The 13,529-nt window shown below is 65.3% G+C and carries 11 protein-coding genes; 5 read left to right on the plus strand and 6 right to left on the minus strand.

What is annotated here, in order from left to right; all coding sequences use genetic code 11:
* Positions 1–23: 23 nt before the first annotated feature.
* Positions 24–1,949 (minus strand): hypothetical protein, encoded by a 1,926-nt coding sequence (locus K2Y42_RS05435; protein ID WP_291149406.1) that lies wholly within the window; start codon positions 1,947–1,949, stop codon positions 24–26.
* Complete coding sequence (locus K2Y42_RS05440; RefSeq protein ID WP_291149411.1) at positions 1,946–2,371, minus strand: sodium/substrate symporter small subunit; 426 nt, start codon at positions 2,369–2,371, stop codon at positions 1,946–1,948. Before K2Y42_RS05440 ends, K2Y42_RS05435 begins: the two co-directional genes overlap by 4 nt.
* 423 nt (positions 2,372–2,794) lie before the next feature.
* Between K2Y42_RS05440 and K2Y42_RS05445 the strand changes: the two genes are divergently transcribed.
* The 4 genes from K2Y42_RS05445 (at position 2,795) to K2Y42_RS05460 (ending at position 7,201) form a co-directional block, all read left to right on the plus strand.
* The gene (locus tag K2Y42_RS05445) at positions 2,795–3,844 is read left to right on the plus strand and encodes a Gfo/Idh/MocA family oxidoreductase (protein WP_291149414.1); all 1,050 of its coding nucleotides are present in this window, start codon (positions 2,795–2,797) and stop codon (positions 3,842–3,844) included.
* 5 nt (positions 3,845–3,849) lie between these two features.
* On the plus strand, positions 3,850–4,434 hold the full coding sequence (locus K2Y42_RS05450) for an acyltransferase (RefSeq protein WP_291149417.1): 585 nt from the start codon (positions 3,850–3,852) through the stop codon (positions 4,432–4,434).
* A gap of 95 nt (positions 4,435–4,529) precedes the next feature.
* Positions 4,530–5,699, plus strand: a complete 1,170-nt coding sequence (locus K2Y42_RS05455; RefSeq protein ID WP_291149421.1) for a DegT/DnrJ/EryC1/StrS family aminotransferase — start codon at positions 4,530–4,532, stop codon at positions 5,697–5,699.
* Between the two features lie 260 nt (positions 5,700–5,959).
* Positions 5,960–7,201 (plus strand): hypothetical protein, encoded by a 1,242-nt coding sequence (locus tag K2Y42_RS05460; protein WP_291149425.1) that lies wholly within the window; start codon positions 5,960–5,962, stop codon positions 7,199–7,201.
* Positions 7,202–7,295: 94 nt separating this feature from the next.
* Here the strand turns inward: K2Y42_RS05460 and K2Y42_RS05465 are convergent, their stop codons facing one another.
* From K2Y42_RS05465 to cysQ, 4 genes are all read right to left on the minus strand, one after another.
* On the minus strand, positions 7,296–8,594 hold the full coding sequence (locus K2Y42_RS05465; protein WP_291149426.1) for a nucleotide sugar dehydrogenase: 1,299 nt from the start codon (positions 8,592–8,594) through the stop codon (positions 7,296–7,298).
* Between the two features lie 305 nt (positions 8,595–8,899).
* On the minus strand, positions 8,900–10,390 hold the full coding sequence (locus K2Y42_RS05470) for a hypothetical protein (protein ID WP_291149427.1): 1,491 nt from the start codon (positions 10,388–10,390) through the stop codon (positions 8,900–8,902).
* 208 nt (positions 10,391–10,598) lie between these two features.
* Positions 10,599–11,609, minus strand: coding sequence for an EipA family protein (locus tag K2Y42_RS05475; protein ID WP_291149430.1), 1,011 nt, complete (start codon positions 11,607–11,609; stop codon positions 10,599–10,601).
* A 178-nt stretch (positions 11,610–11,787) separates the two neighbouring features.
* Entirely contained in the window at positions 11,788–12,630 is an 843-nt protein-coding gene (gene cysQ, locus K2Y42_RS05480; protein WP_291149433.1) for a 3'(2'),5'-bisphosphate nucleotidase CysQ, read from the minus strand.
* A gap of 258 nt (positions 12,631–12,888) precedes the next feature.
* On the opposite strand from cysQ, the gene chpT reads away from it, so the two are divergent.
* Positions 12,889–13,527, plus strand: coding sequence for a histidine phosphotransferase ChpT (gene chpT, locus K2Y42_RS05485; RefSeq protein ID WP_291149435.1), 639 nt, complete (start codon positions 12,889–12,891; stop codon positions 13,525–13,527).
* Positions 13,528–13,529: the final 2 nt, after the last annotated feature.

Genomic DNA, 13,529 nt, shown 5'->3' on the forward strand with positions numbered 1-13,529 from the left:
CGGGACTGCCAGTTGAGCCTGCTCTAGCTGGGCAGCGCCTGCCGGCGCCGCGGCGTGAGCAGGCTTACAAAGATCAGCACGACGATCCCCACGGGCACGGCGAAGATGGCCGAGACCGCCCCGTCGATGCCGCGCCAGTTGGCAAGCCCAGGCCTTGTCGCCGTGCCGCGCGCCCAATCGTCGAGTGCGGTTCCGGCGGCGTCCTTGGCATCTCCTTGCTCTGCCTCGCGCCAGACTTCGGTCAGGGCGTTGTATTCCTCGATCGCCGGTTCGCTGGCGTTCGAAAGGGCTGGCCACGTTTCGTAGAAGGCGGCCGGAAACGCCTTTGTCCCAGCCTCATAGTAAAGCGCGAGCCCGGCTCCGGCGACGATGGCGGCGGCTGCGCCGAATGCCGTGGCGCGCCGCCAGGAGAGGCCGATCGCGACCGCCGGAAAGAGGCCGGCCGCGGCCAGCGAGAGAGACCCGACAACGGCTGTCGTGAGCAGCTCTTTGTCGATCGTCGAGATGGCTGCGGCGATGGCCGAGACCGCGCTCGCGATCACCACAAGCGCGATCCTTCGCCAACTGGGCCCCTCGAGGCGTGCGACCACCGTGGCGCGGAGCGAAAGCAGGGTGCGCATCAGAGTCATCACCATCACCAGCACTGCCGAGCCGAGGCCGAGCAGGATCAGCGGCAGCACAACACGCGGCGCACCGGTCATTTCGGGCAATGCGAGCAGTAGTCCGGCGGGCTCGATGGCGAGGGCCGCCTGCGAGAGCGTCAGATCCGCATTGCCCTGCGCCCGGGCGGCCGCCGGAATGACGACCGATTGGTAGAGATCCCAGGCTGACGCGCCCGGCTCCGTCGCCAGCGTTCGCGCGGCCCCGAACACGACCTCCCGCGTTTCAGGATCAAGGGCTGCCCATTGCGTCCTCGCCGCTTCGTTCAAAAGCAAACCGGAAACGGATGACGCGGTGTCGGCCCCGGTCCAAACAGCGAAGGCCGCACTCTCAAGCAGGTCGACGGAAGTGCCGTGAATGCGCGCGAGGCCGGCGTGCATCGGCGCCTCCAGCCACGGCGGAAGCTTCGAAAGCGGCGTGGCGCTTGTCAGCGCTCCGTAGATCTCGAGCTTGGCGTATGCGGCGAGCGCGGGCGCGGAGAGCAGAACCACCATCACGAGCAGCGCCGTCCACGCTCCGGCGAGGCGTGCGGCCGCGGGTTTGCGCGCCGACGCGACGGAGGCGAGAAGCGGCGGAAAGACAGCGACGCCCAGCGCCAGCGTTATGATCAGCGCGACCATATCGAGCGGGGTCATTTTCAGAAACGCTGAAACATGGCCGCTGAACGTGTCGAAGTCGACGAGGCCCGCGCCCAGGAGCTTTTCTTCCAGCGTGGCGATCTCGGAGAACGTGCGGCCGTAGTCGGTCAGGGGGAAGCCTGCGCCGTGGGCCTTGTAAGCCAGCAGCGCGAGCGGGATGAGCAGGCTTGCGGAAAGGAGAACGAATGCGATCGCCGCAACGGCGCGAAAAAGACGGTCTCCGAGCAGCAGCGCGCCGAGCACTCCCAGCGCCAGCATCGCGACAATGGCGCTGGAGCCCGGGACTTCCAAAGCGTTTGCCATCGCGTCCACGAGCGCGAATTCCGCGACAAGAAGCGAGAGAACCACCAGAACGACAACAGCGGCGGCGAGACGCGCGACCGTAACGCCGAACCTCATGGCAAGCGCTTCGGTGGCGCTCGCAGCGCCGCTCGCGGCCAGCTTGGGCGCCACCCAGACGCCCCCCAGCACGATGCCGGCGAGGAGGCCGATGCAATAGGCGAGATGATCGAAACCGGCGACGTAGATCAATCCGGGCAGGGCTGCGATCAGCGCGACGGGCATGGCCTGCGCGGCCGCCGCGAGGCCGGACACCAAGGGAAACGCTACGGGAGGCGCGGCGGATGTTTGCGTCACGGATGCTTGCGTCACGGGCCCGGCTCCTCGGCGTCGATGCGGTTCTGGCGACCGGCCCACACGAAGGCCAGCACGACCAAGCCGATCAGCACGCCCTGTGCCGCGAGATAGTAGCCGAGCGGGAAGCCCTCGATCCGCACCAGGTTCAAGAGGTCCGCCGCGAGCGGCAAGCCGATGGCGAGACCCACTGCCACGATCAGTGCCGTGGCCGTTAACCGGCCGGACCGTAAACCATGTCGGTGTGCCGTGCCGCGCTTGAGCGCGCGGCGCGTGAGGCCGGCTGCGCACAGCAAGGCTCCCAGCGCCGCTACCAGCGCCACGCCGCCGTACCCCAGCAGGGGCAGAAGATCGACGATGCCGAGGGCGGCCGAGGCCGTGCCCATGGCAACCACAATGGCGCCCGCGATCAGCAGCGCGCCCAATCCGAGTTCAATCACCCACCTACTCCCTCGCCTCGTCCGGCCCCACTATCGACGCCGTCCGCGCCATTCCGCAATCCCTTCCTGCGGCCTCGAATGGACCCAAAGCTCTCTGCTTTCAGGCCAATTTGAGACCGAGGGCGCAGGCGTCGGTCCGGCGCGCTGGCGTCAGGCGTCGCGTTCGCGCCCGAGCGGTCGCTCACACCGGCTGCATTCATGTTTCCTCTCATGAATTTATGAGTTTATGAGCTGGCGCGACTGGAACTTTGCCAGTATTAGCGGTGTGCGCCGCTGCGGCTTTCGATAGCGCCGTCCGTTTCGCAAAGCTGTCTCGCCGCACTGCCTTATTTCGATTTGAGATCTCCGAAAGCGGTCAGGATCCGGACCCGCCTTTGTCCCTTCTGCGGACCGGAGACTTCGCCTAGCCGCCAGGGTAGCCCGATGACGCCGATCACCGACAGAAAGATACGCTTCGCCCTCGCAGGGTGTGGGCGCATCTCGCACAATCACATCGGCGCCATCAAAGCCCATGCCGACCGCTGCGAGCTCGTCGCCGTCTGCGATCCCGCCGCACCCGCCCTTCGTGCCGCCGCAGAGCAGACACAGGCCACGCCCTACAGCGACTATGCGCAGATGCTCGCCAGCGCGAACGCGGACTGCGTCGTCATCACCACGCCGAGCGGGTTGCACCCGCAGCAAGCCATCCAGGCCGCACAAGCGGGCTTCCACGTCGTGACCGAAAAGCCCATGGCGACGCGCTGGAAAGACGGCCTCGCCATGGTCGATGCGTGCGACGCGGCGGGCGTGCACCTGTTCGTCGTCAAGCAGAACCGCCACAACGCCACGCTGAAGCTTCTCAAGCGGGCCATCGAACAGCGCCGGTTCGGGCGCATCTACTCCGTGTCGGTCAACGTGTTCTGGTCGCGGCCGCAGGAATACTACGACAGCGCCAAATGGCGCGGCACGTGGGAGTTCGACGGCGGCGCCTTCATGAACCAGGCAAGCCACTACATCGACCTGCTCGAATGGCTGATCGGCCCCGTGGAAAGCGTGGCGGCGTTCACGGGAACGCTGGCGCGCGACATCGAGGTCGAAGACACCGGCGTTGCGGCGCTGCGCTGGCGGAGCGGTGCCGTCGGCACGCTCAACGTGACGATGCTGACCTATCCGAAAAATCTCGAGGGCAGCATCACGATCCTCGGCGAGACCGGCACGGTTCGCATCGGCGGGCGGGCCGCCAACGAAATCCAGCATTGGGAGTTCGCCGACAAGGCCCCCGAGGACGACAGCATTACCCAGGCCAGCTACGAGACGACGAGCGTGTACGGCCACGGGCATCCGCTCTACTACAACAACGTCATCAACTGCCTGCGCGGCGAGGCCGAGCCCGAGACGGATGGGCGCGAAGGGCTCAAGTCGCTCGAGCTTCTGATCGCGATGTATCTTTCCGCGCGGGATGGGCGGCGCGTGTCTCTGCCTCTGGAGTATTGAGCCCCGTGTCCTTTTCCGTGCATCCGACCGCGATCGTGGACGACGGCGCTCAAATCGGCGACGGCACGCGGATCTGGCACTGGGTGCACGTCTCGGGCGGCGCCGTCATCGGCCGCGAATGCTCGCTCGGCCAGAACGTGTTCGTCGGCAACCGCGTGACGATCGGCAACAACGTCAAGATCCAGAACAACGTGTCGGTCTACGACAACGTCACGATCGAGGACGACGTGTTCTGCGGGCCGAGCATGGTGTTCACGAACGTCTACAATCCGCGCTCCCACGTGTCGCGCAAGAGCGAGTACCGAGACACCCGCGTCAGGCGCGGGGCAACTCTCGGCGCGAACTCGACGATCGTATGCGGCGTCACGATCGGTGCTTACGCATTCGTCGGCGCCGGGTCCGTGATCAACCGCGACGTTCCCGACTATGCGCTGATGGTCGGGGTGCCGGGCGAGCGCATCGGCTGGATGAGCGAGCACGGCGAGCGGCTGGACCTGCCCGCTTCGGGCGACGGGGAGGAGGCTGCGTGTCCGGCGACGGGGCGCCGATATATTCTCCGCAACGACATCTGCCAACCGGCGCCCGACTGAACGATCCAGCAAAAGCCGATTGTTTCTTCATCCAATTTCTCGATCACACTATTTCCAAATCACATCGGTCCAGCCCTTCCGCAGCAACGAGCGCCATGCAGTTCATCGATCTCAAGACCCAGCAAGCCGCCATCAAGCCCGAGATCGACCGGCGCATTGCAGACGTTCTCGCCCACGGCCAGTACATCATGGGGCCGGAAATCGTGGAGCTCGAAGCTGCACTGTCGGCGTTCGTGGGCACCAGGCATTGCGTCACGATGGCGAGCGGTACCGAGGCGCTGCTGATTGCCTTGATGGCACTCGGCGTCGGGCCCGGCGACGAGGTGATCACGACGCCGTTCACGTTCGTGGCCACGGCCGAGGTGATCGCCCTGCTCGGCGCAACACCCGTGTTCGCGGACATCGAGCCGGACACCCTGAACATCGATGCCGCTCTGATCGAGGCGCTGATCACGCCGCGCACGAAGGCGATCATGCCTGTGAGCCTCTACGGCCAAGTGGCGGATCTCGACGCGATCAACGCTGTCGCCGCGCGCCATGGCAATATTCCCGTCATCGAGGACGCAGCGCAGAGCTTCGGGGCAACGCTCGACGGGCGGCAGAGCTGCGGGCTGAGCACGATCGGTTGCACGAGCTTCTTTCCCTCGAAACCGCTCGGCTGCTACGGCGACGGCGGCGCGTTCTTCACGAACGACGACGCGCTGGCGCAGGCGGCGCGCGAGATCCGCATCCACGGCCAGAGCAAGCGCTACGTGCATACGCGCATCGGCGTGGGCGGGCGCATGGATACGCTGCAGTGTGCCATCGTGCTCGCGAAGCTGACGCGTTTTTCGTGGGAAGTATCGCGCCGCGAGGCCATTGGGGCCCGCTACACGCGCGAAATCCTTGCCCATGTCCCGGGCGCGCTTCCGCTGACGGCCGGTGATTGGCGCGAGCCGGCCCGCGCAGTGCGGAGCCTTGCCGTCAAGCCCGGGCGGACAAGCGTGCACGCCCAGTACACGATCGCCGTGCCGGATCGCGAGCGGGTGCAGGCAGCGCTCCAGGGTGCGGGAATTCCGACCGCCGTGCACTATCCGCTCCCTCTCAACAAGCAACCGGCCTACCGCGACCTCTGCGCGGACCGGGAGACGCCCGTTTCCGACTGGGCGGCGCGCCACGTCCTGAGCCTGCCGATGGGCCCGGACCTCAGCGACTCTGATATGGATCGCGTGGTTGACGCCCTCTGCGGCGCGATGGGCGGGATCCGCAAGAGCGGCACTACGTAGCGGGCAAAAACTGTGCAGATTCCCCGTGCTTTACCGTTTCTCTAAACTGCTATAACCATCACGGCACCCATCGGAAATCGCAACCTCTGGTGAATAGATTAATGGCGCAAGTTTCCGAACCGACCGATGAAGTTTCGATTGCCGATATTCTTTCACGGATTTGGCGCGGTCGGGGATGGATTTTCTTTTGCGCCGCGATAGCCACGGCAATTGCGGCCATTTACATCACGGCATCGGCGGTCCGAGTAAACCGCCCGGTCGTGTATTTCATCGACCTCAACGGTATCACGAACGAGCGCTATCCGGGCGGAGCGAGATTCTCGCCGCAGAACATCGTGGCACCGGAAGTTCTCTCGGAGGTGCGCCGGCGCTTCCAGATCGATCCCAAGATCAAGATGCGCGCGGCCTTCACGGCCGCATACGGATCGCCGATCATCGCGGGAATGCAGCGGTACTACCAGCGCCGGCTCGAGGCGCGCAATCTGACGCAGACCGACCTCACCGCGATCAACACCGAATACCAGAACGAGCTGCGCGCGGCGATCCAGTCGTCGGTTCAGATCGATATCAACCACTCCCTGATGGGTCTCGACACGGCTGCCGGCATGGCCATTGCGCGCGCGCTGCCAGAGATCTGGACGGAGGTCTATTCGACGCGCTTCAACATCTTCGCCAATGACGGCGTCACGCCGGTCTCTATCCCGCCGGCGGATGAGAAAATGGGCTCGGTCGCGAGCGTCCTCGTTGTCGATGCGGCGCTGGACACCATGCGAAAGGGCCTGAAGGCGCTCGCCGAAGACAACCGCTTCTCGGGGCTGATGAGCGAACAGGGTGTCTCGGTCGCGACCCTGGCCGAGCGTCTCAGCACGTTCGACAGCATTTACTTCGGCACCATCAAAGCCGTCGCGTTCCAGGCCAAGGATGGCGTGGGCATCGCGTACACAACCGTGACCCGCCAGAGGCTCGCCGAGCTGATGCGGAACGTTGCGCAGTACGACGCGGCCCTCGACAAGTTGCTGAGGCCGCGCCAGTCGGTGCCTTCCACCGAGGGCGCGGGCGCGTTCTCCAAGGATGCGCTGCAGCTCGGTGAATCTGGCATTGCGGAAATTCTGCAACTGGCGGAACGCGCCTCGTCCAACGAGTTCATTCACGAGACCCTAAAAAAGCGCCAGGACACGGCTTTCGAAGCCTCGGCGCTGCAAAAGGAACTCGACATCGTCACGAGCGAACAAGCGATCGCCGATCTCGGCATCCCGCGCGAGCAGGCAACCACAGCGCTGAAGGAGTTGGTGAAGCAGTACGACGACCTCCTGGCGCGCGCCGACGCAAGCCTGCGCACGCAATTCAGGTCGCTCTACACCCCGAGCGCGGGGCCGTTCGTTCCCGGATCTTTCCTGCCGGGTTATGCCGTTCCCGCTCTCTTCGCCGCGGGGGCGACCGGAGGCCTGCTCGGCGTCCTCTTCGCGTTGTTTGCGAGACGGCGCGGCAGCAGCGCAGCCTGAGGGATACGAAGTCTGACGTGACGCGAAGACTGCGCAGGCGCGGCCTCGCGATCCTCTGGGGCGAGACCACGCCTCGCGGGAAAGCCCTTGAAAGCTACGCTTTGACGACGTTCTCGTAGACGTCCCGGTACTTGCCGCGCGTGTCGATGACGAGGCGCGCGCTCTTCTGGATCATGTCGTAGTCGAAGTCGGAGTGATCGGTCAGGAGCACGACGCAGTCGTACGAGGCGATCTGCTTGGGATCGAGCGGCACCGACTTTAGGTCGAAGCGATGCTCACGCATCTTGGGGAACACGGGCACGTTCGGGTCGGCATACTCGACGATGGCGCCGCGACTGCGCAGGATTTCCATCACCATCACGGAGGGCGACTCGCGCATGTCGTCGACGTCGCGCTTGTAGGCGATGCCGAGAGCCAGGATTCGGCTGGCCTTGAGCGACTTCTCGCGATCGTTCAGAGCGTCGGCGATCTTGGTCACCACCCACTCCGGCATGGCGCGATTGATTTCACCGGCGAGCTCGATGAAGTGCGTGCTCAGTCCGTACTCGCGCGCCTTCCAGGTCAGGTAGAAGGGATCGATCGGGATGCAATGTCCGCCGAGGCCGGGGCCGGGATAATACGCGGTAAAGCCGAAGGGCTTGGTCGCGGCGGCATCGATGACCTCGAAAATGTCGATACCCATCCGGTCGGCAATCACCTTCATCTCGTTGACGAGGCCGATGTTGACCGATCGGTGGATGTTCTCCAGGAGCTTGGTGAGTTCTGCGACCTGCGTCGAGGATACGGGGACGACCCGATCGACCGCGGCGCCGTAAAGAAGCTCGCCAAGCTCGCGGCAAACGGGGGTCGTGCCGCCGACGATCTTCGGAATGGAGCGCGTCGAGAAGTTGGGATTGCCGGGATCCTCGCGCTCGGGCGAGAAAATCAGGAAGTAGTCCTCGCCGATGTTGAAACCGCGGCTGACAATATAGGGCTGAAGCACCTCGGCGGTCGTGCCCGGATACGTGGTGCTCTCGAGCGAGAGGATCTGCCCCTTGCGAAGGTGCGGCGTGATCGTATCCATCGTGCCGGTGATGAACGACAGGTCGGGCTCGCGATGCTTGCTGAGCGGCGTCGGCACGCAGATGACGATCGCGTCAACATCGGCGATCCTGGAGAAGTCGGCCGTCGCCTCGAAACCGTTGCCCACCATAGCGGAAATGTCGGCGCCGGTGATGTGCTTGATCGGGCTCTTGCCGGCATTCAATGCAGCGACGCGATCGTGATCGATATCGAAGCCCAGAATTGGAAAGCCCACTTCGCTGAACCGCAGCGCCAGCGGGATGCCGACGTATCCCAAACCGAGAATGCCGATGACAGCCTTCTTGGCGGCTAGCTTCTCGCGAAGTTGCATCTGGTGCGTCCTGATCAGGTGGGAGACGAATGCGGTGCGGCTATATTTGCATTTCTGACTTTTCCGCAACCGAAAACTTGGCGGGCGAAAGCCGCGGAAAATCGTAAATGCGACGCGATCGCCCCCGCTCCAGGCGGCCGCCCGTGCCCACCATTAGACCGTAAGGGCCGCCATGGAAATAGCCGCGAAATTGTCACGAGGCGGCCGGCAAACCCGACAGAATGACGCAGCCGGAAAGCCGGCGCTTTGGGGCACCGATTTGGTGGGCAATGCCGGAGATTTCGCGCCGTCGAAACCGGGCCGGATCAGGCCACTGGCTTTTCGGCCCGCGTGATGCGCTCGATGAGGCTGGCGCGGCGGACGGGCTTGCGGACGTCGCCGTCTGCTGCGGCTGTATCGGGCGAAGCGACTTTGGATGCGGCAGCCCCGTTCGTCACCTCCGACACGCCGTCGAGCGCGCGCAGGAAGCCGCTCACGCGCTGATCCTCGCCCTCGCGGCGCATGCCGGTTTCTTCCGGACGCGGCGGGCGCGGCGCGTTGATGCGTTCGACCAGGGGCTGCTTGGGGCGGATGTTCGCTTCGCGGCGCGCGCCCGAGGTCGGCAGGGTGCCGGCGCCGAGGCGGCGCATCTCGTCCATGAAATGAGCAGCCTGGCGCGCCAGCTTTTCATTGGCCGCGGCGATCTCGGCGCGCAGGCGCTGGATGGTGCCGGACTGCTCTTCGGCCTGAGCCTGCAACGCGCTGACGCGCGCGCGCATCGCGACTTTGCTTTCCTTCATGGTGCGGTCGTCGACGTCTTCCGCTTCATAAGTGGCAAGCGCGGCCCGCAGGCGCGCCGCCTCGGCGGCGAGGTCTTCGTTGACGGTTTTGAGGGTGCGGATCTCGGTCTCGCGCGCGGCCTGGCCGGCGTTGCCCGCCTCTGCCATGCCTCGCGCCGAGCGCAGCGCGTTCTCCGCGTCCACGAGATCCTTGCGCAGGCGATTGATCTCCGCCGCGGCTTCCATGCTCTCGGCCGCCTTTTCGCCCGAAGCCGGCGACGGCTGCGCAGACAGTCCCCCGGCGGACGCGGACACGGCGTCCCCCTGCTCGATGCGCGCGGCGGACTTTGAGAGGGTGCCCTGCAGCTTGCTGATCACGGACGCCTGCTCGCGCGTCTTGGTGCGCAGGGCCTCGATCTCGGACCGCAGCGCCACTTCGCCGTCGAAGCGGGGGTCGGCGAGGGTTTCGCGGTTGCGCGCGGCGCGGGCCGCGAGCGTCGCATTCAAGCGGTGAATTTCGTCGCGCTGCTGGGCGTTGATCTGCGTGGCCTCATCCAGCGCCTGCGACTGGCGGCCCGATGTCTGCGTCAGGTTGCCGATCTCGCGATCGCGCTGTGTGAGCAGCTTCTTTGTCTCGTTCAGGCGATACTCGACCTTGGGCATGCGGTCGGCGATGGTCTGCTCAAGGACGCGGCGCGCGTTCTCGTGCTCCTCGAGCGCTGAGCGGAGCCGTCCCACCTCGCCTTCGAGATCGCTGATGCTGGCGTCGCGGCGGCTGAGCTCCACGCGCTGGCGGGCGGCCGAGTACGTCGCCCGCTCCACCTTCTGCTCGAGCTTATGGATGGTCAGCGCATAGGTCGCGCGCAGGCGGTCCTTGTCGGCGGCAATCTCCATCGACGTCAAAGGCATCGTGGCGTGGAGTTGCTCGGTGGCGAGGCGCGCGGACCGGCGGCCATAGAGAGGCGCCAGCAGAAAGCCGATGAGGCCTGCCGAAAAGAATCCGAGCGCAACCAGCATGGCCGACTGGATCGTAATCACCAGCGCATCCCTCTGGCCATTCCTTTCATCTCGACCGCCACCGTCTCGAACGACATCTCGAACGACAACATTTCGTACGCCAGCATCCCGTGCGCCAACCGTTGCTCCACGTCGCCACAACGAAGCTGCGGCGACTGGCGCTCAGCGACTAAAGCCGCCCGCGATATCCGGCGCAAGTCCGATACGCCAGCGCGGGTTCATCCGTTCACTATAAAGGATTCCATGTCGGCGCACGGGTATACTTCAAGTACCCGACATTGGCGCCGAGGCGCAGTCCAACGCCGGAACGAATGACCGCGAGCGTGACGTCGTTCAACTTCTGGAACTGCACGGAGACGCCGCCCACCAAATATGCAGCGCCCTGCACGCCTCCGAATCTCTCATAAATTTCCGAGGGATCGCGAAGGTTGTAGACAAGGACCATCGTTTTCGAGCCTTCCGCGCCGGCGTCGTAGCCAACGGTCGGACCCTGCCAGAAGACCTTGTGCTCCCCGGCGTCCTTCGTGAACAGGCGCCCTTCGCCATAGCGCAACCCCACCACGAAGGCGCCACCGGCGTCTTCGCCAAGGATGTATCCGTTCGGGCGGCCCTGGCTCTTGAAGGCGTATTCCACGGCCTCTGCCAGACCCTTGCTGATGGCGCCGAAGAAGCCGTGTCCGGCCTGGATGATCTCGTTCTGCGAATAGTGCTTTTCGTCGGACGGCGGCGGGCCGCCCTGGCTGTAGCCGGGCGCGCCTTCACCCGGCGGCGGAGCATAAGGCTCGCCGTATCCGCCCGGATCGGATTGCGGGGGGGCATTGCCGTAGGCTTCATTCTGGCGGGCGCGGGTCGGCGAATACGTGTCGTTTCCGGCCGCATAGGGATCGGGCCGGCGCTGCTCTCCGCCATAGCCGCCTCCGCCACCACCGGAATTCGGCGAATAGGCGTCGTTCTGGCGTGAGCCGTAGGTGTCGCGCGGGGCGCCCCTGTCGCCGTACTGGTCGCCGTTCTGGCGATAGCCGCCGCCGGAATCGCCGCGCGGCACATAGGCGTCGTTGGCGGGAGGCTGAGCGCGGCCGCCGTAGCCGCCGTTGTCATATGACCCGTTTGACCCGTTGTCATACGAATCCGGCGCGCGCCAAGGGCCGTCCTGGGCCATCGCAGGGGCTGCGACTGCGAACACTATCAGCGCCGATCCGGCAGATGCGAACCAGCGGCGAAGGCAGACAAACGTTGTCATGGGTTATCGAAATCCTTGGATCTCGCAGACAGGCGGAGACGCGCGCGCTGCGCGGTGAAACGAACCGAACCCGACCGCGATTCTTTCCTTAAAGTGTTACCAAAGTGTGGCTAGATCGCACGCCGTGCGGACACGGATCGACAGCCGGACACGACAAGCCTCACGGGCTAAAAGCTTTTCAGCGATCTGAAATTGCTTTGGTGCGCGCGGCGATCGGATCGCGTCCCCAGGCTACGAAGTGCGGATTGCCGTAACCGCCTTCGGCCTTGCCGTATGAGAGGCGCTTGCCGGATAGATCCGTCACGCTTCCGCCTGCCGCCTCCAGAATGGCCTGGCCCGCTGCCGTATCCCATTCGCGGGTCGGGCCGAGGCGGACATAGAAGTCCGCGTCGCCCCGCGCGATCCGGCAGAACTTGAGAGAAGATCCGGACCGCTTGACCTCGCCGATGGTGTAGCCGGTGAGGAACGCCTCGGTCTCGGCCGTGCGATGCGAACGGCTTTCGAGGACGGTCAGTGACTCCGGGTTCGGCTGGCGCGTGCGCAGGTCGCGCAGCGGCAGCGAAGAGAGTGTGGCGTTGGGCTCGTCGAGGGGAACGTGCGCCTCGACGGCACGGCCCTCTCCGAGGGTGACGTACAAATCTCCCAAGGCCGGTGCGTAGATCATGCCAAACACCGGCGCGCTATCGACCACCAAACCGACGTTGACGGTGAACTCGCCGACGCGGTTCACATACTCCCGCGTTCCATCGAGCGGATCGACCAGAAAGAACGAGCGGCTCTTGGCCGGGGCCGCACCGAGCGCCATGCTCTCCTCGGCAATGACGGGCACGCCACGGGCGGCGTTCCACAGGCCCTCCAGGAGCAGAGCTTCCGATTCGCGGTCGGCCACGGTGACGGGCGACGAATCCGGCTTCGTCTCGACGGCGACGCCGCACTGGTAGTAGCGCATCTGCGCTTGCCCGGCCGCGAGCACGACGGGAAGGAGGCTTTCGGCCAGCGCGGGAAAGTCGAACGCCCTCATCGGACAGCGCCCCGATTCGTTTCCTGTAACCCCATCCGGCGCGCCCGCCGCGATCCTGCGTGTCCGTCAAGACTCATATGCCGCTCAATGTCCGCCGTGCGAATCGTCATTGCCGGATCGGGCTTTGCAGATCCACCGGGCGCCGTGTATCAGAACACACAAGCCCGGACGCGCCCTCGATCCTGCGCGCGGCCGGCCCCGGAAGGGCCGAACCACGACACGAGACTACATGCAGATCGATCGCCAGGGGGTTTTTCTATGACTGATCGCGTTCATCCCACCGATCTCGAGCTTGCTGCCCTCATTTCGAGCAAGATCTGCCATGACGTCATCGGCCCGGTGGGGGCAATCTACAACGGTCTGGAAATCCTGAGCGAGGATGACGACGCCGAGGCGCAGGCCTATGCGCTCAGCGTCATCCGGAACGTGACGGAGCAGGCATCGGCCCGCCTGCAGTTCGCGCGATTCGCGTTCGGCGCCGCCGGATCGGCCGGATCGCTCATCGACCTCGGCACCGCCGAGCAGATTTCCCGGGGGTTCCTCGGCGCCGGCAAGCACAAGCTCGTCTGGCAGGGCCTCGGCGGCCATATGTCCAAGGACAAGGTCAAGTTGCTTCTCAACCTCATCGCCGTCGCCATCACCGCGCTCCCGCGCGGCGGCGAGATCGCCGTGCTGATGTCCGGCACCAACGAGAGCCCGAACTTCGTGCTGCGCTGCCAGGGCACGAGCGCGCGCCCGCCGATGCACCTCGGGGAGTTCATTTCCGGCGAAGGCGTGCCCCCCTTGGATGCGATGACCATCCAGAGCTACTACACGTGGCGGCTGGCGCAGACGGCAGGCATGACGCTGTCGATCGTCAAGGACGGGCAGGACATCCTACTGTCCGCCCTCGGTTAACT

This window comes from Hyphomicrobium sp., from assembly GCF_019744875.1.
In the GTDB taxonomy this organism is placed as follows: domain Bacteria; phylum Pseudomonadota; class Alphaproteobacteria; order Rhizobiales; family Hyphomicrobiaceae; genus Hyphomicrobium_C.